At 51.9% G+C, this 19643-nt stretch carries 20 protein-coding genes; 10 read left to right on the top strand and 10 right to left on the bottom strand.

Going from position 1 to position 19643, the window contains the following annotated elements; translation table 11 throughout:
* Nucleotides 1–4: 4 nt before the first annotated feature.
* From dgoD to dgoR, 4 genes are read right to left on the bottom strand one after another with little or no spacing between them, the layout of a single operon-like run.
* Entirely contained in the window at nucleotides 5–1153 is a 1149-nt protein-coding gene (gene dgoD / locus QUF14_RS22620; RefSeq protein WP_000705256.1) for a galactonate dehydratase, read from the bottom strand.
* Nucleotides 1150–1767: a 2-dehydro-3-deoxy-6-phosphogalactonate aldolase gene (dgoA, locus tag QUF14_RS22625; protein ID WP_001198711.1), complete on the bottom strand. Its 618-nt coding sequence runs from the start codon at nucleotides 1765–1767 to the stop codon at nucleotides 1150–1152. Before dgoA ends, dgoD begins: the two co-directional genes overlap by 4 nt.
* Nucleotides 1751–2629, bottom strand: coding sequence for a 2-dehydro-3-deoxygalactonokinase (gene dgoK, locus QUF14_RS22630; protein ID WP_100733629.1), 879 nt, complete (start codon nucleotides 2627–2629; stop codon nucleotides 1751–1753). The genes dgoA and dgoK overlap by 17 nt, the downstream gene beginning before the upstream one ends.
* Complete coding sequence (dgoR, locus tag QUF14_RS22635; RefSeq protein ID WP_000174305.1) at nucleotides 2626–3315, bottom strand: D-galactonate utilization transcriptional regulator DgoR; 690 nt, start codon at nucleotides 3313–3315, stop codon at nucleotides 2626–2628. Before dgoR ends, dgoK begins: the two co-directional genes overlap by 4 nt.
* Before the next feature lie 277 nt (nucleotides 3316–3592).
* Between dgoR and QUF14_RS22640 the strand changes: the two genes are divergently transcribed.
* Nucleotides 3593–4249 (top strand): YidX family protein, encoded by a 657-nt coding sequence (locus tag QUF14_RS22640; RefSeq protein WP_000772929.1) that lies wholly within the window; start codon nucleotides 3593–3595, stop codon nucleotides 4247–4249.
* Nucleotides 4250–4292: 43 nt separating this feature from the next.
* Here the strand turns inward: QUF14_RS22640 and yidA are convergent, their stop codons facing one another.
* The 6 genes from yidA to dnaA form a co-directional block, all read right to left on the bottom strand.
* The gene (gene yidA / locus QUF14_RS22645; protein WP_000985560.1) at nucleotides 4293–5105 is read right to left on the bottom strand and encodes a sugar-phosphatase; all 813 of its coding nucleotides are present in this window, start codon (nucleotides 5103–5105) and stop codon (nucleotides 4293–4295) included.
* A gap of 114 nt (nucleotides 5106–5219) precedes the next feature.
* The gene (locus QUF14_RS22650; protein ID WP_001355061.1) at nucleotides 5220–5618 is read right to left on the bottom strand and encodes a YidB family protein; all 399 of its coding nucleotides are present in this window, start codon (nucleotides 5616–5618) and stop codon (nucleotides 5220–5222) included.
* Nucleotides 5619–5857: 239 nt separating this feature from the next.
* Nucleotides 5858–8272, bottom strand: a complete 2415-nt coding sequence (gyrB, locus tag QUF14_RS22655; protein WP_024211989.1) for a DNA topoisomerase (ATP-hydrolyzing) subunit B — start codon at nucleotides 8270–8272, stop codon at nucleotides 5858–5860.
* Between the two features lie 28 nt (nucleotides 8273–8300).
* The gene (recF, locus tag QUF14_RS22660; RefSeq protein WP_100733627.1) at nucleotides 8301–9374 is read right to left on the bottom strand and encodes a DNA replication/repair protein RecF; all 1074 of its coding nucleotides are present in this window, start codon (nucleotides 9372–9374) and stop codon (nucleotides 8301–8303) included.
* Nucleotides 9374–10474, bottom strand: coding sequence for a DNA polymerase III subunit beta (gene dnaN / locus QUF14_RS22665; RefSeq protein ID WP_000673464.1), 1101 nt, complete (start codon nucleotides 10472–10474; stop codon nucleotides 9374–9376). Before dnaN ends, recF begins: the two co-directional genes overlap by 1 nt.
* 4 nt (nucleotides 10475–10478) lie before the next feature.
* A complete protein-coding gene (gene dnaA / locus QUF14_RS22670; RefSeq protein ID WP_000059102.1) occupies nucleotides 10479–11882 on the bottom strand; it encodes a chromosomal replication initiator protein DnaA in 1404 nt (467 codons plus the stop codon).
* Nucleotides 11883–12178: 296 nt separating this feature from the next.
* Here dnaA and QUF14_RS22675 point away from each other — a divergent pair, with 296 nt between their 5' ends.
* From QUF14_RS22675 to tnaB, 9 genes are all read left to right on the top strand, one after another.
* Nucleotides 12179–12259, top strand: a complete 81-nt coding sequence (locus tag QUF14_RS22675) for a hypothetical protein (RefSeq protein WP_122134670.1) — start codon at nucleotides 12179–12181, stop codon at nucleotides 12257–12259.
* 229 nt (nucleotides 12260–12488) lie between these two features.
* A complete protein-coding gene (rpmH, locus tag QUF14_RS22680; protein ID WP_000831330.1) occupies nucleotides 12489–12629 on the top strand; it encodes a 50S ribosomal protein L34 in 141 nt (46 codons plus the stop codon).
* Between the two features lie 16 nt (nucleotides 12630–12645).
* Nucleotides 12646–13005, top strand: a complete 360-nt coding sequence (gene rnpA, locus QUF14_RS22685) for a ribonuclease P protein component (protein WP_000239730.1) — start codon at nucleotides 12646–12648, stop codon at nucleotides 13003–13005.
* A complete protein-coding gene (yidD, locus tag QUF14_RS22690) occupies nucleotides 12969–13226 on the top strand; it encodes a membrane protein insertion efficiency factor YidD (protein WP_001307474.1) in 258 nt (85 codons plus the stop codon). The genes rnpA and yidD overlap by 37 nt, the downstream gene beginning before the upstream one ends.
* Before the next feature lie 2 nt (nucleotides 13227–13228).
* Nucleotides 13229–14875, top strand: a complete 1647-nt coding sequence (yidC, locus tag QUF14_RS22695) for a membrane protein insertase YidC (RefSeq protein WP_000378290.1) — start codon at nucleotides 13229–13231, stop codon at nucleotides 14873–14875.
* Nucleotides 14876–14980: 105 nt separating this feature from the next.
* Entirely contained in the window at nucleotides 14981–16345 is a 1365-nt protein-coding gene (gene mnmE / locus QUF14_RS22700) for a tRNA uridine-5-carboxymethylaminomethyl(34) synthesis GTPase MnmE (protein WP_100733626.1), read from the top strand.
* 242 nt (nucleotides 16346–16587) lie between these two features.
* A complete protein-coding gene (gene tnaC / locus QUF14_RS22705) occupies nucleotides 16588–16662 on the top strand; it encodes a tryptophanase leader peptide (protein WP_001364348.1) in 75 nt (24 codons plus the stop codon).
* Nucleotides 16663–16882: 220 nt separating this feature from the next.
* Nucleotides 16883–18298 carry a tryptophanase gene (gene tnaA, locus QUF14_RS22710; protein WP_001295247.1) on the top strand — a complete coding sequence of 472 codons (1416 nt, stop codon included), beginning with the start codon at nucleotides 16883–16885 and terminating at the stop codon, nucleotides 18296–18298.
* A 91-nt stretch (nucleotides 18299–18389) separates the two neighbouring features.
* Nucleotides 18390–19637 carry a low affinity tryptophan permease TnaB gene (tnaB, locus tag QUF14_RS22715; protein ID WP_000131909.1) on the top strand — a complete coding sequence of 416 codons (1248 nt, stop codon included), beginning with the start codon at nucleotides 18390–18392 and terminating at the stop codon, nucleotides 19635–19637.
* Nucleotides 19638–19643: the final 6 nt, after the last annotated feature.

Raw genomic sequence — 19643 nt, forward strand, 5'->3', positions numbered from 1 at the left:
GGAATTACCACTCTGCTACGCTGTTATCTTCATGACGCCAGAGCGGATTACGCCAGTCCGGGGCATTTTTACTGAACTCAATGACTTTGGCTTCGTCGATTTCCACGCCTAAGCCCGGTTTCATTAACGGTTTAAAGAAGCCGCCGACCATGCTGAAGTCTTCTTTATTTTTCACAAAGTCGAGTAACTCCGCGCCTTTGTTGTAATGAATGCCCATACTTTGTTCCTGAAGTACCGCGTTATAGGAAACAAAGTCGATATGCAGGCAAGCCGCCAGTGCAATCGGGCCGAGCGGACAGTGCGGCGCAAGGGTCACGTCATAGGCTTCCGCCATTCCGGCAATTTTGTAGCATTCGGTAATACCGCCTGCGTGGGAGAGATCCGGTTGCAGAATCGAAATACCGCCAGCTTCCAGCACGCGTTTAAAATCGAAGCGTGAGAACATGCGCTCACCCGCCGCCAATGGAATATGCGTTTGTGCCGCCAGTTTCGGGTAGTATTCGGCTTGTTCCGCCAGCACCGGTTCTTCAATAAACAGAGGGCGATACGGTTCCAGTTCTTTAATCAGCACTTTCGCCATCGGCGCGCTGACGCGACCGTGGAAATCAAGACCAAACTCAATCTGATTGCCAAAAGCTTCACGAATTTGTGCCACGGTGTTGACCGCCGCATCTACCGCGCGGGAGTTATCAATCAATCCCAGCTCTTCACAACCGTTCAGTTTGAAGGTATCGAAGCCGATTTCGCGTAGCGTTTTAATGCCGTCGATAACATCCGCCGGACGATCGCCGCCGACCCAACTGTAGGCTTTAATTTTGTCGCGAACCAGGCCACCCATCAGTTGCCAGACCGGCGCATTCAGCACTTTACCTTTGATATCCCATAACGCCTGGTCGATCCCGGCGATGGCGCTCATCAGAATCGGACCGCCACGATAAAATCCGGCGCGATACATCACTTGCCATAAGTCATTGATGCGCGATGGATCCTGACCAATCAAATAGTCACCCAGCTCGTGAACTGCCGCTTCCACCGTGCGGGCGCGGCCTTCGATCACGGGCTCGCCCCAACCGACCACGCCTTCATCAGTTTCAATTTTCAGGAACATCCAGCGGGGAGGTAAACGATACGTAGTAATGTTGGTGATTTTCATTGCACTGCCTCTCGATACGCCTTAACAAATGCTGCTGCCTGCTGCGCGGTGCGTTCTACGGTCTGCCCGGCGCGATAGAGATCGCTGCCTAAGCCCGCCCCTGCACAACCTGCGTCTATCCACTGCGCCAGGTTTTCTGGCGTCACACCGCCTACGGCAAAGACCGGGATGTCCTGCGGTAATACCGCTTTTAACGCTTTGATGTATTGCGGCCCAAAAGCCGATGACGGGAATATTTTCAGCGCCTGCGCGCCCGCGTCGATCGCGGTAAAGGCTTCTGTCGCCGTCGCGCAGCCGGGGCAAACGGTCATGCCATAGCCCACCGCGCGGCGGATCACTTCACTATGGATATTGGGCGTAACGATGAGCTGGCAGCCCATCCTGGCGAGCGCATCGACCTGTTCAGGTTTCAGTACCGTACCTGCGCCAATCAACGCCTTGTCGCCATACGCATCAACGATGGCGGGAATGCTTTGTTCCCATTGTGGGGAATTCAGAGGGATTTCAACCGCGTCGAACCCAGCGTCAATCACCGCGCCAACATGCGCCAGCGCCTCGTCGGGCGTAATACCGCGCAAAATGGCGATCAGCGGGAGTTTAGTTTGCCACTGCATGAGCGATGCTCCTTATACCAGCCTGAAATGCCGTGTCGCCCGCCACCGCCGTCACGTCGCAACCCATCGCCTGAAAGGCTTGCTGGTAGCGTGCAGTCAGCGATGTTCCGGCGACAAGGGTGATGGCGTGTTGATGGGCCACGTAGTCGCGCATACTGGCGACCTCTGCGCCAATCAACAAACCAGAGAGAAATTCGCTGACCTGTTCACGGGGAAGTGTTCCCAGCACATGCGAGGCACGAACTTCAAAAAGCTGCGGCAATATGGCGGGCGCATTGAGACCACGCTCAAGGCCAGCCGCGAAGGCATCGGCAGAGTTTTCCTGCGGTGGTAAACCTGCGCCAATCAATGAATGATTTAACAGTAAATGATGTAATTCACCGGTCATTACGGTGCGAAAATCGTTGATTTGCTGGCTATCGGCCTGCACCCATTTGCAATGCGTACCGGGCATGACATAAAGAGAGGAAGGAGCCAAAGTACGCGCGCCGATCAATTGTGTTTCTTCGCCGCGCATCACATTGTGGTTATCATCATGAGAAACGCATAATCCGGGAATAATCCAGATATTGTCGCCAACAGACGTTAATTGTTCGCCAATAGATGAAAAACGGGCAGGAACAGATAAATACGGTGCAACTTTCCAGCCGACATTGCTGCCGACCATTCCTGCCATCACCACTGGCGTATTCTCTTCACGCCAGTCGGTCGTCACTTCTGCTAACACCGCAGCCGGAGATTTTCCGTTCAGACGCGTAACGCCTGCTTCTGATTGCCTGCTGTCCAAGCAGTTGTCGCCCTGATAAAGCCAGGCGCGCAGATTGGTCGATCCCCAGTCAATTGCGATGTAGCGAGCTGTCATGTGATTTCCTTTAACCTTCGTGTCGAGCTGGCGATCATGGTAAGCGCCGCCTGCTCTGCCGCATCGCCGTCCTGATGCCGTATCGCATCAAACAGCGCCTTATGTTCCTGGAGCGTTTGCGGCATGTTGGCCTCATCGCCCATCCAGGTTCGTTCAAAAACCGCCCGCTGTAATGAACTAATCGCAATGCTAAGTTGCTGTAACACCGGGTTATGCACTGATTGCAGTACCGCCTCGTGATAGCGAATATCCGCTTCGTTAAACGCTTCGCGGTCCTGATTGTTGGCGATCATCTCGTTCAGCGCTGATTCAATCTGCGCCAGATCGCTGGAAGTCGCGCGCTCTGCCGCCCAACGGGCAATCGCCGGTTCCACCAGATTTCGCACTTCGCTCATTGCACTGATAAGCCGTGGGTCGTAGTCGTTTTCCAGCACCCATTGCAGCACGTCAGTATCGAGGTAATTCCACTGATTACGCGGTGCCACAAACGCCCCGCGATAACGTTTCATTTCAATCAGCCGCTTCGCCATCAGCGAACGAAAAACCTCACGGATGATGTTGCGCGAGGTTGCAAACTCCTCACAAAGTTCCGCTTCGGCCGGAAGCGGCGAGCCTGGCACGTATTTGCCGTGAACGATCTGTTTACCCAGCGTAATGACGATGCGATCGGTTTTATTGAGAGTCATGGAGAGTCCTTGTGCTCTGTATGTACTTCTCTACTTTACCCCGATCGATGCATAACGCGGCAATTTTGTAGTACCAGCGTGATGACGTTCGCGTTTGCCGTATGCGTAATGTAGTACAAAGTTATATTGTTGTACTACAATTTAGATCACAAAAAGAACAATGCATAAAAAAATGACATGCGTCGGGCAGAAATCTGAAAAGGGATATCAGGCGCTAAACAGGAGGGAAAGAAGAGTATGCTTTCAACGGCTTAGCTACTCGTTTAAACGATTAGTCATGAAGTTGAATTTTAAGGGATTTTTTAAGGCTGCCGGTTTGTGTTCTTTGGCATTTGCGTTGACCGGTTGTCTAACCGCAGGACTGCTTTTCAATACCGCAAGTCCTCCACATGCCGAGCAATGGCGGTCAGACTCGATTAAGGGGTTATCGCTGGCAGAGGATAGTAACGGTACGAAAGGCTATGTTTTTGTTGGTGAATCGTTGGACTATCTGTTGACCACGGGCGGCGGCGAGGTGGTTAAAATGCTGAACGATCCGGCAATTCATGGCGAAAGAATCACCGTTTCCGATAACGCGAAATTTATTTTAAGCAGCAGTGATACTAATTTTTCTGGTTCAATAACGCTCTATTACGACTGGGATAATGAGGAAGATAAAGCACTGGCGACACAATATGGTTTTATTTGTAATACCCAGCGTTGTACCTGGGCACTTGACGGCCTGAAAGGCTCTATCCACCAGAAAAATAAAAAAGCGGATTACTCAAACGTGATGGTTTTCCATCAACCCTTTACGGTGGGATTTTATAAGTACAAAGCAACTGATGGCGTTCCGCGCGGCCTCGCTAATGCGCTGCTACCAGTCACTCTTACGCTGGATATAGTAACGTCACCACTCCAGTTCCTGATTTTATGCACGACCAGAAATTGTTAATCGCTGCGGGCAAACGCATTTATGCAGTTTGCCCTCCCACTGATTAATTCAGCACATACTTCTCAATAGCAAACGCCACGCCATCTTCCAGGTTGGATTTGGTGACAAAGTTCGCCACTTCTTTCACCGAAGGAATAGCGTTATCCATTGCCACACCAACACCTGCGTATTCAATCATTGCGATGTCGTTTTCCTGATCGCCAATCGCCATGACTTCTTCCGGCTTAATGCCTAACACGTCGGCCAGTGATTTCACACCCGTACCTTTGTTAACGCGTTTATCGAGGATTTCGAGGAAGTACGGCGCACTTTTCAGCACAGTGTATTTTTCTTTCACTTCCTGCGGAATACGCGCAATGGCCTGGTCGAGGATGGCGGGTTCATCAATCATCATCACTTTCAGGAACTGAGTATTGGGGTCCATTTTCTCCGCTTCGCAGAACACCAGCGGAATAGTGGCAACGAAAGATTCATGCACCGTGTAGTAGCTGATATCACGGTTGGCGGTGTACAGCGTGGTGCGGTCCAGGGCGTGGAAATGAGAACCGACTTCGCGAGAGAGTTTTTCCAGGAAACGGTAGTCTTCATAGCTCAGAGCGGTTTGCGCCACGGTGCTACCATCGGCGGCCTTCTGTACCAACGCGCCGTTATAAGTAATGCAGTAGTCGCCCGGCTGTTCCATATGCAGCTCTTTCAGGTAGTTGTGAACGCCTGCATAAGGGCGACCTGTCGTTAGCACGACATTCACGCCACGGGCGCGAGCTGCGGCAATCGCGTTTTTAACAGCGGGTGAAATGGTGTGATCGGGCAGCAGAAGGGTGCCATCCATATCGATTGCAATGAGTTTGATAGCCATGAGTTCCCCAGGTAGATTGGTTCCTGACCCATGCTAACGCGATTCCGCTCAAAAATCAGTACAACACCCGAGGGAAAAGGGGGATGCAACGCGCGTTGCATGCTCCCCTTTTGCTTAGCGGAAGAGTTTCCCTTTCAGCAGTTCCATGCCTGCGGAAAGCAAATCGTTATTGGCTTGCGAAGACACTTCACCCTGCGGTGAGAGAGCATCAATAATCTTTGGCAGTTGCTCTGCCAGCAAGCTGGAAGCCGTACTGGTATCTACACCCAGTTTTTGCCCGAGATCGGACACCGCATTTGTGCCGAGCGCCGACTCCAGTTGCTCGCCGCTCACCGGCTGATTGCCCTGTTGATTACTCAACCAGGTTGAGAGAATGGCACCTAAGCCGCCACTTTGCAGTTTTTCCAACAGCACCTGAATGCCACCCTGCTCCTCAACCCAACTCAAAATAGCCTGATATTTCCCCGCATCGCCTTTCAGAAAGGCGCCGACAACATCATCAAAAAGCCCCATGATAATCACCTGTAAAGCGTTACGTGTTGACTCAAAAAGTATAGATCTGCGGAATGATAATTACGGATTGCAGAAATAAAAAGGGCGGAGATGATCTCCGCCCTTTTCTTATAGCTTCTAGCCGGATGCGGCGTTAACGTCTGATCCGGCCTACAAAATCATGCAAATTCAAAATATTGCAGGAGTCTCGTAGGCCTGATAAGCGTAGCGCATCATGCACGCTCGCATTGTTAACGCCATTAAATATCGATATTCGCCGCTTTCAGGGCATTCTCTTCGATAAACGCACGACGCGGTTCAACGGCGTCGCCCATCAGCGTGGTGAACAGCTGATCGGCAGCAATTGCATCTTTAACGGTAACGCGCAGCATACGACGGCTTTCCGGGTCCATGGTAGTTTCCCACAGCTGTTCCGGGTTCATCTCGCCCAGACCTTTATAACGCTGGATGGAGAGGCCGCGACGGGACTCTTTCACCAGCCAGTCCAGCGCCTGCTCGAAGCTGGCTACCGGCTGACGACGCTCGCCACGTTCGATAAACGCATCTTCTTCCAGAAGGCCACGCAGTTTCTCACCCAGCGTGCAGATACGACGATATTCGCCACCGGTGATAAACTCGTGATCCAGCGGATAGTCAGTATCCACACCGTGGGTACGCACGCGAACAATCGGTTCAAACAGGTTTTGATCAGCATTGGTGTGGACATCAAACTTCCACTGGCTGCCGTGCTGTTCTTTGTCGTTCAGTTCGCTGACCAGGGCGTTCACCCAACGGGTAACGGTCTGCTCATCAGAGAGGTCGGCTTCCGTCAGCGTCGGCTGATAGATAAGCTCTTTCAGCATTGCTTTCGGATAACGACGCTCCATTCGGTTGATCATTTTCTGCGTAGCGTTGTACTCAGACACCAGTTTCTCTAACGCTTCGCCAGCCAATGCCGGTGCACTGGCGTTGGTGTGCAGCGTTGCGCCATCCAGCGCGATAGAGATCTGGTACTGATCCATCGCTTCGTCGTCTTTAATGTACTGTTCCTGCTTGCCTTTCTTCACTTTGTACAGCGGCGGCTGAGCGATGTAGACGTGACCGCGTTCAACGATTTCCGGCATCTGACGATAGAAGAAGGTCAACAGCAGCGTACGAATGTGCGAGCCGTCGACGTCCGCATCGGTCATGATGATGATGCTGTGATAACGCAGTTTGTCCGGGTTGTACTCGTCACGACCGATACCACAACCAAGCGCGGTGATCAGCGTCGCCACTTCCTGGGAAGAGAGCATCTTATCGAAGCGCGCTTTCTCGACGTTGAGGATTTTACCCTTCAGCGGCAGAATCGCCTGGTTCTTGCGGTTACGCCCCTGCTTCGCAGAGCCGCCCGCGGAGTCCCCTTCCACAAGGTACAGTTCAGAGAGCGCCGGGTCGCGTTCCTGACAGTCCGCCAGTTTACCCGGCAGGCCCGCTAAATCCAGCGCACCTTTACGACGGGTCATTTCACGAGCGCGACGCGCAGCTTCACGGGCACGAGCAGCATCGATAATTTTGCCGACTACGATTTTCGCGTCGGTTGGGTTTTCCAGCAGGTATTCTGCCAGGAGTTCGTTCATCTGCTGTTCAACCGCCGATTTCACCTCAGAAGAAACCAGTTTGTCTTTGGTCTGAGAGGAGAATTTCGGGTCCGGCACTTTTACGGAAACGACGGCAATCAGGCCTTCACGCGCATCGTCACCGGTGGCGCTGACTTTGGCTTTTTTGCTGTAGCCTTCTTTATCCATGTAGGCGTTCAGAGTACGGGTCATCGCCGCACGGAAGCCTGCCAGGTGAGTACCGCCATCACGCTGCGGAATGTTGTTGGTAAAGCAGTAGATGTTTTCCTGGAAGCCATCATTCCACTGCAATGCAACTTCAACGCCGATACCGTCTTTTTCGGTGGAGAAGTAGAAGATATTCGGGTGGATCGGCGTTTTGTTTTTGTTCAGATATTCAACGAACGCCTTGATACCGCCTACATAGTGGAAGTGGTCTTCTTTGCCGTCGCGCTTGTCGCGCAGACGAATGGAAACGCCAGAGTTGAGGAACGACAACTCACGCAGGCGTTTCGCCAGAATGTCATATTCGAATTCGGTCACATTGGTGAAGGTTTCAAGGCTTGGCCAGAAACGTACCATGGTGCCGGTTTTTTCAGTCTCGCCGGTAACCGCCAGCGGAGCCTGCGGTACACCGTGTTCGTAGATCTGACGGTGAATTTTACCCTCGCGCTGGATAACCAGCTCCAGTTTTTGCGACAGGGCGTTTACTACCGAAACACCAACGCCGTGCAGACCGCCGGACACTTTATAGGAGTTATCGTCAAATTTACCGCCTGCGTGCAGGACGGTCATGATCACTTCCGCCGCCGATACGCCCTCTTCCGGGTGAATACCGGTCGGAATGCCGCGCCCGTCATCCTGTACAGAGACAGAGTTATCGGCGTGAATGGTGACGATAATTTCTTTACAGTGACCCGCGAGCGCTTCGTCGATAGCGTTATCTACCACCTCGAATACCATGTGGTGCAGACCGGTGCCGTCATCCGTGTCGCCGATATACATACCCGGGCGCTTACGCACCGCATCCAGCCCTTTCAGGACTTTGATACTGGAGGAGTCATAAGAATTCGACATCAACGTTTCTCGCTCATTTATTCTTGGGTTAATCCGTTATTTTACCCTTTTCCACGGTAAACATCTTCGAATTTTCGTCCGACATGTCTATTACGTGTTCAGCACTGATCGCGCTGACAAAGACCTGTGATTGCGTCGCTTTTAAGCGGCTGGCAAGCAGTCCGCGACGCTCATCATCAAGCTCAGAGGCAAAATCATCTATCAGGTAGAGACACCGCCGCCCGCTTTCACGGGTGAGGAACTCTCCTTGCGCCAGACGTAAGGCGCACATCAACAGCTTAAGCTGTCCACGCGATAAGGTATCTTCCACCGGCGCACCGTCGGCGCGAATGCGTAAGTCCGCTTTATGCGGGCCATGCGCGGTGTAGGTTAACTGGCGATCGCGTTCAAAATTACGTTCCAGCACCTCAGCATATTCTGTCTCTTTCTCCCAGCCGCGCTGAAAAGAGAAAGTCAGAGTAAACTCCGGGAGAAATTGCTTACAGGTATCGGCCATATCAGCGGCGATACCGGCGCTGTACTCGGCGCGCCAGGTACTGATTTGTTCTGCCAGCGGGATCAGTTCTTTGTCCCACGGGCGTAGCTGTTCATAACGAGTCACCTGGCGCAGTGCCGCATTGCGCTGCTTGAGTAATCGCTTGAGATTGCTCCAGGCGGTGAAAAATCCGGGTTCGGTGTGAAAGCATCCCCAGTCGAGGAAAGCTCTTCTGTATTTGGGGCCGCCGTTGAGTAAAGTAAACCCTTCTGGCGTTATCAGTTGCATCGGCATCAGATGCGCCAGCTCGGCGACCTTATGCCCGTCAGTACCGTCGATGCGGACTTTGCTGTCGCCCTGTTTATCTTTGGTTAGGCCAATCGCCGTCTCGCGCTCTTCGCCCTGTAAACGCCCATGGAGAATAAACGCCTCCTGCTCGTGGCGAATAACACGACCAATCTGCAAACTGCGAAACGCCCGACCGTGGCCGAGCGTATAGATGGCTTCCAGCACGCTGGTTTTGCCACTGCCGTTGGCACCTACCAGAAAGTTAAAGCCGGGAGATAAAGCGAGATCCGCGGTTTCAATGTTGCGGAAATCGCGGATCAACAAACGGGTGAGGGACATTACAGTCTCATTGGCATGACAACATAGGCAGCCGACTGTGATGCGGCATCTTCAATCTGCACACTGGAAACCGAATCGGTCAGCATCATGCGCACGTTTTCGCATTTCAGCGCGTTCAGAACATCCAGCACATAGCTGACGTTGAAGCCAATTTCCATCTCCGCACCGCTATAGGTAACGTCGAGGATCTCTTCCGCTTCTTCCTGTTCCGGGTTATTGGCGGTGATTTTCAGCTGATTTTCGCTGACATACAGACGCACGCCGCGGAATTTCTCGTTGGAGAGGATCGCCGCACGGGCAAACGCCTGCTTGAGCAGATCGCACCCTGCTTCGAGATGTTTGTCCGGGTTCTTCGGCAGAACACGGCGGTAATCCGGGAAGCGACCATCCACCAGTTTGGAGGTGAAGATAAAGTCGCCGACGTGGGCACGTATATTGTTGCTGCCAATTTGCACGCGCAGCGGATTGTCGCCGCCGTCGAGCATACGCATCAGTTCAATCACGCCTTTACGCGGCACGATCACCGAATGGCTTGGCAAAGATTGACCAATTGGCATTGAACAGACCGCCAGACGGTGACCGTCGGTCGCCACGGTGCGCAGTTCTTCACCTTCGGTTTCGAACAGCATACCGTTTAAGTAATAGCGAACATCCTGATGCGCCATCGAAAACTGAGTCGCTTCAATCAGACGCTTCATCGTCGCCTGCGGCAGGGTAAATTCGACTTCGCTCTGCCAGTCATCGAGGTTCGGGAAATCTGCTGCTGGCAGGGTGGAAAGCGAAAAACGGCTACGCCCGGAACGCACCAGCATCCGCTCACCTTCCAGTTGCACGGCAATTTCCGCGCCTTCAGGCAGACCACGGCAGATATCAAAGAATTTGCGCGCCGGAACGGTCGTCGCCCCTGGTTCGTGCGGCTGAACCAGCGCAACACGTGCCACCATTTCCATCTCGAGATCGGTACCGGTCAGCGACAACGTACCGTCAGCAACCTGTAACAGCAGATTACCGAGAATCGGTAGCGTAGGACGACCACCTAACGGACCGCTCACCTGTTGTAGCGGTTTTAATAAATGCTCACGTTCTACGGTAAATTTCATAGGTTTACGATGACAATGTTCTGATTAAATTTGAAAAATCTTCTTTGATATCGTGGCTCTCTTCACGCAACTGCTCGATCTTCCGGCAAGCATGAAGCACCGTTGTGTGGTCACGACCACCAAACGCATCGCCAATCTCCGGCAGACTGTGGTTAGTCAACTCTTTCGCCAGCGCCATCGCCATCTGGCGCGGACGCGCCACCGAGCGGGATCGACGCTTGGAAAGGAGATCCGCAACTTTGATCTTGTAGTACTCTGCCACCGTCTTCTGAATATTGTCGATGGTGACCAGTTTTTCCTGCAATGCCAGCAAGTCGCGCAGCGCCTCACGCACGAAGTCGATGGTGATCGCCCGTCCGGTAAAGTTGGCGTTAGCAATGACGCGGTTCAACGCCCCTTCCAGCTCACGTACGTTAGAGCGTAGACGCTTGGCGATAAAGAACGCCACTTCGCCCGGCAAACGAATGTCGTTTTCGTCGGCCTTTTTCATCAGGATCGCCACGCGGGTTTCTAACTCTGGCGGTTCGATCGCCACAGTCAGTCCCCAACCGAAGCGGGATTTCAGACGATCCTCAACGCCGTTGATCTCTTTCGGATAGCGATCCGAGGTGAGAATGATCTGCTGGTTACCTTCCAGCAGGGCGTTGAAGGTGTGGAAAAACTCTTCCTGAGATCGTTCTTTATTAGCAAAAAACTGAATATCGTCGATCAGTAGTGCATCTACGGAACGGTAGTAGCGTTTAAACTCTTCGATCGCGTTGTTTTGCAGGGCTTTAACCATGTCCTGAACAAAGCGCTCGGAGTGCATATAAACCACTTTGGCATTCGGCTTACGCGCCATAATGCCGTTACCCACCGCATGCAGCAGGTGAGTTTTACCCAGACCCGTGCCGCCATAAAGGAACAACGGGTTATAGGCACCGCCAGGGTTATCAGCCACCTGACGAGCCGCCGCGCGCGCCAGTTGGTTAGATTTACCTTCAACGAAGTTATCAAACGTGTGTTTGACGTTTACGTTAGAACGATAGGTCGGTTCTGCCGGAGCCGGGACGTTATCCCAACCGGAACGCGTAGAAGGCGCAACACGTTGCGGCTGCGCATGCGCCACCTGTGCTGGGGCCGCGACGTTGCTCGTCACTGCCGCTTGTGGCGTTTGTGTCACCGGTTTGGTGCCGACTTCAAAACGCAGCTGTGGGGCATCCGCTCCGCAGAAACTGGTTAGCAGTCCATTGATATTATTAAGGTACTTGTCCCGTACCCAATCGAGGACAAAACGGTTTGGCGCGTACAGGGCCAGCGTGTTATCGCTCAGTTCCGCCTGCAATGGGCGTATCCACATACTGAATTCTGTGGCTGGTAACTCATCCTGCAATCGGGCAAGACACTGCTGCCAAAGCGAAAGTGACACGGCGGACTCCACTCGAACAAAAGTCGATAATGACTAAGGCTGAAACATTCATGATTGTTGACGTACGTCGAAAAGACCCTGCTTGAGGGTGACGCACGAACCGCTGTCTGCGGTTATATGCCCGATCAAGATCCTGCTAAACGATCGGGACCGCGGATCATAGCCTAAACTGCGCAAGAGATCTTCTGTTTCTCACAGATTTTCCCGATTTATCCACAGGATGATCCAGAACTCGCTAAGTGTAAACGATCCTGCCGCGAGGCGGGCACGATTTACGCCGCATATTGGAAAATTTAATGACCATAGACAAAAATTGGCTTAATCGATCTAATAAAGATCCAGGACGATCCTTGCGCTTTACCCGTCAGCCCGTATAATCCTCCACCCGGCGCGCCATGCTGGTTTTCACTGGTGTGAGGCCGTACGTTTTCCCTGCGAAAAGGTGCGGAAAAGCGCGGTAAATAAGGAAAGAGAATTGACTCCGGAGTGTACAATTATTACAATCCGGCCTCTTTAATCACCCATGGCTTCGGTGTCCATCGTTTCATTTTTCGGCGGATATCCAATAAAGCCATTGAATTTATTCAAGTTTAGGTAGAAATCGCCATGAAACGCACTTTTCAACCGTCTGTACTGAAGCGCAACCGTTCTCACGGCTTCCGTGCTCGTATGGCTACTAAAAATGGTCGTCAGGTTCTGGCACGTCGTCGTGCTAAAGGCCGCGCTCGTCTGACCGTTTCTAAGTAATAAAGCTAACCCCTGAGTGGTTAAGCTCGCATTTCCCAGGGAGTTACGCTTGTTAACTCCCAGTCAATTCACATTCGTCTTCCAGCAGCCACAACGGGCTGGCACGCCGCAAATTACCATTCTCGGCCGCCTGAATTCGCTGGGGCATCCCCGTATCGGTCTTACAGTCGCCAAGAAAAACGTTCGACGCGCCCATGAACGCAATCGGATTAAACGTCTGACGCGTGAAAGCTTCCGTCTGCGCCAACATGAACTCCCGGCTATGGATTTCGTGGTGGTGGCGAAAAAAGGGGTTGCCGACCTCGATAACCGTGCTCTCTCGGAAGCGTTGGAAAAATTATGGCGCCGCCACTGTCGCCTGGCTCGCGGGTCCTGATAGCCCTCATTCGGGTCTATCAACGCCTGATTAGTCCGCTACTCGGGCCGCATTGTCGTTTCACTCCAACCTGTTCAAGCTACGGAATTGAGGCATTGCGCAGGTTTGGAGTGATAAAAGGCAGTTGGTTGACGGTGAAACGCGTATTAAAATGCCACCCTTTACACCCTGGTGGTGACGATCCCGTCCCGCCCGGACCATTTGATACCAGAGAACACTAACGATGGATTCGCAACGCAATCTTTTAGTCATCGCTTTGCTGTTCGTGTCTTTCATGATCTGGCAAGCCTGGGAGCAGGATACAAACCCGCAACCTCAGGCCCAACAGACCACGCAGACAACGACCACCGCAGCGGGTAGCGCCGCCGACCAGGGCGTACCGGCCAGTGGCCAGGGGAAACTGATCTCGGTTAAGACCGACGTGCTTGATCTGACCATCAACACCCGTGGTGGTGATGTTGAGCAAGCTCTGCTGCCTGCTTACCCGAAAGAGCTGAACTCTACCCAGCCGTTCCAGCTGCTGGAAACTTCACCGCAGTTTATTTATCAGGCACAGAGCGGTCTGACCGGTCGTGATGGCCCGGATAACCCGGCTAACGGCCCGCGTCCGCTGTATAACGTTGAAAAAGACGCTTATGTGCTGGCTGAAGGTCAAAACGAACTGCAGGTGCCGATGACGTATACCGACGCGGCAGGCAACACGTTTACCAAAACGTTTGTCCTGAAACGTGGTGATTACGCTGTCAACGTCAACTACAACGTGCAGAACGCTGGCGAGAAACCGCTGGAGATCTCCACCTTTGGTCAGTTGAAGCAATCCATTACACTGCCACCGCATCTCGACACCGGAAGCAGCAACTTCGCACTGCACACCTTCCGTGGCGCGGCGTACTCCACGCCTGACGAGAAGTACGAGAAATATAAGTTCGATACCATTGCCGATAACGAAAACCTGAACATCTCTTCGAAAGGTGGTTGGGTGGCGATGCTGCAACAGTATTTCGCGACTGCGTGGATCCCGCATAACGACGGTACCAACAACTTCTACACCGCTAATCTGGGTAACGGCATCGCCGCTATCGGCTATAAATCTCAGCCGGTACTGGTTCAGCCTGGTCAGGCTGGCGCAATGAACAGCACCCTGTGGGTTGGCCCGGAAATCCAGGACAAAATGGCAGCAGTTGCTCCGCACCTGGATCTGACCGTTGATTACGGTTGGTTGTGGTTCATCTCTCAGCCGCTGTTCAAACTGCTGAAATGGATCCATAGCTTTGTGGGTAACTGGGGCTTCTCCATTATCATCATCACCTTTATCGTTCGTGGCATCATGTACCCGCTGACCAAAGCGCAGTACACCTCCATGGCGAAGATGCGTATGCTGCAGCCGAAGATTCAGGCGATGCGTGAGCGTCTGGGCGATGACAAACAGCGTATCAGCCAGGAAATGATGGCGCTGTACAAAGCTGAGAAGGTTAACCCGCTGGGCGGCTGCTTCCCGCTGCTGATCCAGATGCCAATCTTCCTGGCGTTGTACTACATGCTGATGGGTTCCGTTGAACTGCGTCAGGCACCGTTTGCACTGTGGATCCACGACCTGTCAGCACAGGACCCGTACTACATCCTGCCGATCCTGATGGGCGTAACGATGTTCTTCATTCAGAAGATGTCGCCGACCACTGTGACCGACCCGATGCAGCAGAAGATCATGACCTTTATGCCGGTCATCTTCACCGTGTTCTTCCTGTGGTTCCCGTCAGGTCTGGTGCTGTACTATATCGTCAGCAACCTGGTTACCATTATTCAGCAGCAGCTGATTTACCGTGGTCTGGAAAAACGTGGCCTGCATAGCCGCGAGAAGAAAAAATCCTGATTCGGTGAGTTTTCGCTAAAATAAGGGCGGTCAGTTGACCGCCTTTTTTCTTTTCGTAGGGCGGATAAGCACCGCGCATCCGCCACACAAAGCAACAGGAACATCATGAGCGATAATGACACTATCGTAGCCCAGGCCACGCCTCCGGGACGTGGCGGCGTTGGCATCCTGCGCATCTCCGGCCTCAAAGCCCGTGAAGTTGCCGAAACCGTGCTGGGTAAACTGCCCAAGCCGCGCTACGCCGATTATCTTCCGTTTAAAGACGCCGATGGCAGCGTGCTCGATCAGGGGATTGCGCTATGGTTCCCTGGCCCGAACTCATTCACCGGCGAAGATGTGCTGGAACTGCAAGGTCACGGCGGTCCGGTGATCCTCGACCTGCTGTTAAAACGCATTCTGACTATTCCCGGCCTGCGGATTGCCCGTCCTGGTGAGTTTTCCGAACGCGCATTTCTGAACGATAAACTCGATTTAGCCCAGGCCGAAGCGATTGCAGACCTTATCGACGCCAGCTCGGAACAGGCGGCGCGCTCAGCGCTAAACTCGCTGCAAGGCGCGTTCTCCGCACGGGTTAACCATCTGGTGGAAGCCCTCACCCACTTGCGCATTTACGTCGAAGCGGCAATTGATTTCCCCGATGAAGAGATCGATTTCCTCTCCGACGGCAAAATTGAAGCCCAGCTCAATGACGTGATTGCCGATCTCGACGCAGTACGCGCCGAGGCTCGTCAGGGCAGCTTGTTACGCGAAGGGATGAAAGTAGTGATTGCCGGGCGTCCAAACGCCGGTAAATCGAGCCTGTTAAACGCGCTGGCGGGCCGTGAAGCGGCAATCGTGACTGATATCGCCGGAACCACGCGTGACGTGCTGCGTGAGCATATCCACATTGACGGAATGCCGTTGCATATCATCGATACCGCCGGGCTACGCGAAGCCAGCGACGAAGTGGAACGTATTGGTATCGAGCGCGCATGGCAGGAAATCGAACAGGCTGACCGCGTGCTGTTTATGGTTGATGGCACTACGACAGACGCTGTTGATCCAGCAGAGATCTGGCCGGAATTTATCGCCCGTCTGCCTGCGAAACTGCCGATCACAGTGGTGCGCAATAAAGCCGATATCACCGGCGAAACGCTGGGGATGAGTGAAGTGAACGGTCACGCGTTAATTCGTCTCTCAGCAAGGACTGGTGAAGGTGTGGACGTGCTGCGTAACCATCTCAAACAGAGCATGGGCTTTGACACCAACATGGAAGGCGGCTTCCTGGCGCGTCGTCGTCACCTACAGGCACTGGAACAGGCGGCAGAGCACCTGCAACAGGGTAAAGCGCAACTGTTAGGTGCCTGGGCGGGTGAACTGCTGGCGGAAGAGTTGCGCCTGGCGCAGCAGAAATTAAGCGAGATCACCGGAGAATTTACTTCTGATGACCTGCTGGGGCGGATTTTCTCCAGCTTCTGTATTGGTAAGTAACCGCGCTTGCGAAGCCGCATTCTGACTGTCAGATGCGGCTTCGCTTCATTGTTAACACTCCTGTTATGCCTCAACCCTTTTTTTAAACATTAAAATTCTTACGTAATTTATAATCTTTAAAAAAAGCATTTAATATTGCTTCCCGAACGATTGTGATTCGATTCACATTTAAACAATTTCAGAATAGACAAATTCCTTGAGTATTATACTGTAGCCTCGTGTCTTTCGAGGATAAGTGCATTATGAATATCTTACATATATGTGTGACCTCAAAATGGTTCAATATTGACAACAAGATTGTCGATCACCGCCCTTGATTTGCCCTTCTGTAACCATCACCAAAGCCAAACCGATTAGATTCAATGTGATCTATTTGTTTGCTATATCTTAATTTTGCCTTTTGCAAAGGCTGTCTCTCATTTATTTACTTGTTTTAGTAAATGATGGTCTTGGCATATATAACTGGCGAATTAATAGATATTGCAAATATCATATTCACAGGGATCACTGTAATTAAAATAAATGAAGGATTATGTAATGGAAAACTTTAAACATCTCCCTGAACCATTCCGCATTCGTGTTATTGAGCCAGTAAAACGTACGACTCGCGCTTACCGTGAAGAGGCAATTATTAAATCCGGTATGAACCCGTTCCTGCTGGATAGTGAAGATGTGTTTATCGATTTACTGACCGACAGCGGCACCGGGGCAGTGACGCAGAGTATGCAGGCCGCGATGATGCGCGGCGATGAAGCTTACAGCGGCAGCCGCAGCTACTATGCGTTAGCCGAGTCAGTGAAAAATATCTTTGGTTATCAATACACTATTCCGACTCACCAGGGCCGTGGTGCAGAGCAAATCTATATTCCTGTTCTGATTAAAAAACGCGAGCAGGAAAAGGGCCTGGATCGCAGCAAAATGGTGGCGTTCTCTAACTATTTCTTTGATACCACGCAGGGCCATAGCCAGATCAACGGCTGTACCGTGCGTAACGTCTATATCAAAGAAGCCTTCGATACGGGCGTGCGTTACGACTTTAAAGGCAACTTTGACCTTGAGGGATTAGAACGCGGTATTGAAGAAGTTGGCCCGAATAACGTGCCGTATATCGTTGCAACCATCACCAGTAACTCCGCAGGTGGTCAGCCGGTTTCACTGGCAAACTTAAAAGCGATGTACAGCATCGCGAAGAAATACGATATTCCGGTGGTCATGGACTCCGCACGCTTTGCCGAAAACGCCTATTTCATCAAGCAGCGTGAAGCAGAATACAAAGACTGGACCATCGAGCAGATCACCCGCGAAACCTACAAATATGCCGATATGCTGGCGATGTCCGCCAAGAAAGATGCAATGGTGCCGATGGGCGGCTTGCTGTGCATGAAAGACGACAGCTTCTTTGATGTGTATACCGAATGCAGAACCCTTTGCGTGGTACAGGAAGGCTTCCCGACATATGGCGGCCTGGAAGGCGGTGCGATGGAGCGTCTGGCGGTAGGTCTGTATGACGGCATGAATCTGGACTGGCTGGCTTATCGTATCGCGCAGGTACAGTATCTGGTTGATGGTCTGGAAGAGATTGGCGTTGTCTGCCAGCAGGCGGGCGGTCACGCGGCATTCGTTGATGCAGGTAAACTGTTGCCGCATATCCCGGCAGATCAGTTCCCGGCACAGGCGCTGGCCTGCGAGCTGTATAAAGTCGCCGGTATCCGTGCGGTAGAAATTGGCTCTTTCCTGTTAGGCCGCGATCCGAAAACCGGTAAACAACTGCCATGCCCGGCTGAACTGCTGCGTTTAACCATTCCGCGCGCAACATATACTCAAACACATATGGACTTCATTATTGAAGCCTTCAAACATGTGAAAGAGAACGCGGCGAATATTAAAGGTTTAACCTTTACCTATGAGCCAAAAGTATTGCGTCACTTCACCGCAAAACTGAAAGAAGTTTAATTAATACATTCAGAGTGGCTATAAGGATGTTAGCCACTCTAACTCCCTACATCTTCAATAACAAAAATAGCCTTCCTCTAAAGGTGGCATCATGACTGATCAAGCTGAAAAAAAGCACTCTGCATTTTGGGGTGTTATGGTTATAGCAGGTACAGTAATCGGTGGAGGTATGTTTGCTTTACCTGTTGATCTTGCCGGTGCCTGGTTTTTCTGGGGTGCCTTTATCCTTATCATTGCCTGGTTTTCAATGCTTCATTCCGGGTTATTGTTATTAGAAGCAAATTTAAATTATCCCGTCGGCTCCAGTTTTAACACCATCACCAAAGATTTAATCGGTAATACCTGGAACATTATCAGCGGTATTACCGTTGCCTTCGTTCTCTATATCCTCACTTATGCCTATATCTCTGCTAATGGTGCGATCATTAGTGAAACGATATCAATGAATTTGGGTTATCACGCTAATCCACGTATTGTCGGGATCTGCACAGCCATTTTCGTTGCCAGCGTATTGTGGATAAGCTCGTTAGCCGCCAGCCGTATTACCTCGTTGTTCCTCGGGTTGAAGATTATCTCCTTTGTGATCGTGTTTGGTTCTTTCTTCTTCCAGGTCGATTACTCCATTCTGCGCGATGCCACCAGCACCACTGCGGGAACGTCTTATTTCCCGTATATCTTTATGGCTTTGCCGGTGTGTCTGGCGTCATTTGGTTTCCACGGCAATATTCCCAGCCTGATTATTTGCTATGGCAAACGCAAAGATAAGCTAATCAAAAGTGTGGTTTTTGGTTCGCTGCTGGCGCTGGTGATTTATCTCTTCTGGCTCTATTGCACGATGGGGAATATTCCGCGAGAAAGCTTTAAGGCGATTATCTCCTCAGGCGGCAACGTTGATTCGCTGGTGAAATCGTTCCTCGGCACCAAACAGCACGGCATTATCGAGTTTTGCCTGCTGGTGTTCTCTAACTTAGCTGTCGCCAGCTCGTTTTTTGGTGTCACGCTGGGGTTGTTCGATTATCTGGCGGATCTGTTTAAGATTGATAACTCCCACGCCGGGCGTTTCAAAACCGTGCTGTTAACCTTCCTGCCACCCGCGTTGTTATATCTCGTCTTCCCGAACGGCTTTATTTACGGGATCGGCGGTGCCGGACTATGCGCCACCATCTGGGCAGTCATTATCCCCGCGGTGCTGGCAATCAAAGCTCGCAAGAAGTTTCCCAATCAGATGTTCACGGTCTGGGGCGGCAATCTTATTCCGGCGATTGTCATTCTCTTTGGTATAACCGTAATTTTATGCTGGTTCGGTAACGTCTTTAATGTGTTACCTAAATTTGGCTAATCCGTT

The sequence above is a fragment of the Escherichia sp. HH091_1A genome, from assembly GCF_030295175.1.
GTDB lineage: Bacteria > Pseudomonadota > Gammaproteobacteria > Enterobacterales > Enterobacteriaceae > Escherichia > Escherichia coli_F.

Coding starts and splice junctions, on each gene's coding strand:
- yidA (WP_000985560.1), bottom strand. CDS start 5,105: ATGGCTATCAAACTCATTGCAATCGATATGGATGGCACCCTTCTGCTG.
- dgoA (WP_001198711.1), bottom strand. CDS start 1,767: ATGCAGTGGCAAACTAAACTCCCGCTGATCGCCATTTTGCGCGGTATT.
- dgoR (WP_000174305.1), bottom strand. CDS start 3,315: ATGACTCTCAATAAAACCGATCGCATCGTCATTACGCTGGGTAAACAG.
- dgoK (WP_100733629.1), bottom strand. CDS start 2,629: ATGACAGCTCGCTACATCGCAATTGACTGGGGATCGACCAATCTGCGC.
- yidC (WP_000378290.1), top strand. CDS start 13,229: ATGGATTCGCAACGCAATCTTTTAGTCATCGCTTTGCTGTTCGTGTCT.
- QUF14_RS22650 (WP_001355061.1), bottom strand. CDS start 5,618: ATGGGGCTTTTTGATGATGTTGTCGGCGCCTTTCTGAAAGGCGATGCG.
- gyrB (WP_024211989.1), bottom strand. CDS start 8,272: ATGTCGAATTCTTATGACTCCTCCAGTATCAAAGTCCTGAAAGGGCTG.
- QUF14_RS22640 (WP_000772929.1), top strand. CDS start 3,593: ATGAAGTTGAATTTTAAGGGATTTTTTAAGGCTGCCGGTTTGTGTTCT.
- yidD (WP_001307474.1), top strand. CDS start 12,969: ATGGCGCCGCCACTGTCGCCTGGCTCGCGGGTCCTGATAGCCCTCATT.
- rpmH (WP_000831330.1), top strand. CDS start 12,489: ATGAAACGCACTTTTCAACCGTCTGTACTGAAGCGCAACCGTTCTCAC.
- tnaA (WP_001295247.1), top strand. CDS start 16,883: ATGGAAAACTTTAAACATCTCCCTGAACCATTCCGCATTCGTGTTATT.
- QUF14_RS22675 (WP_122134670.1), top strand. CDS start 12,179: ATGACCATAGACAAAAATTGGCTTAATCGATCTAATAAAGATCCAGGA.
- recF (WP_100733627.1), bottom strand. CDS start 9,374: ATGTCCCTCACCCGTTTGTTGATCCGCGATTTCCGCAACATTGAAACC.
- dnaN (WP_000673464.1), bottom strand. CDS start 10,474: ATGAAATTTACCGTAGAACGTGAGCATTTATTAAAACCGCTACAACAG.
- mnmE (WP_100733626.1), top strand. CDS start 14,981: ATGAGCGATAATGACACTATCGTAGCCCAGGCCACGCCTCCGGGACGT.
- tnaB (WP_000131909.1), top strand. CDS start 18,390: ATGACTGATCAAGCTGAAAAAAAGCACTCTGCATTTTGGGGTGTTATG.
- dgoD (WP_000705256.1), bottom strand. CDS start 1,153: ATGAAAATCACCAACATTACTACGTATCGTTTACCTCCCCGCTGGATG.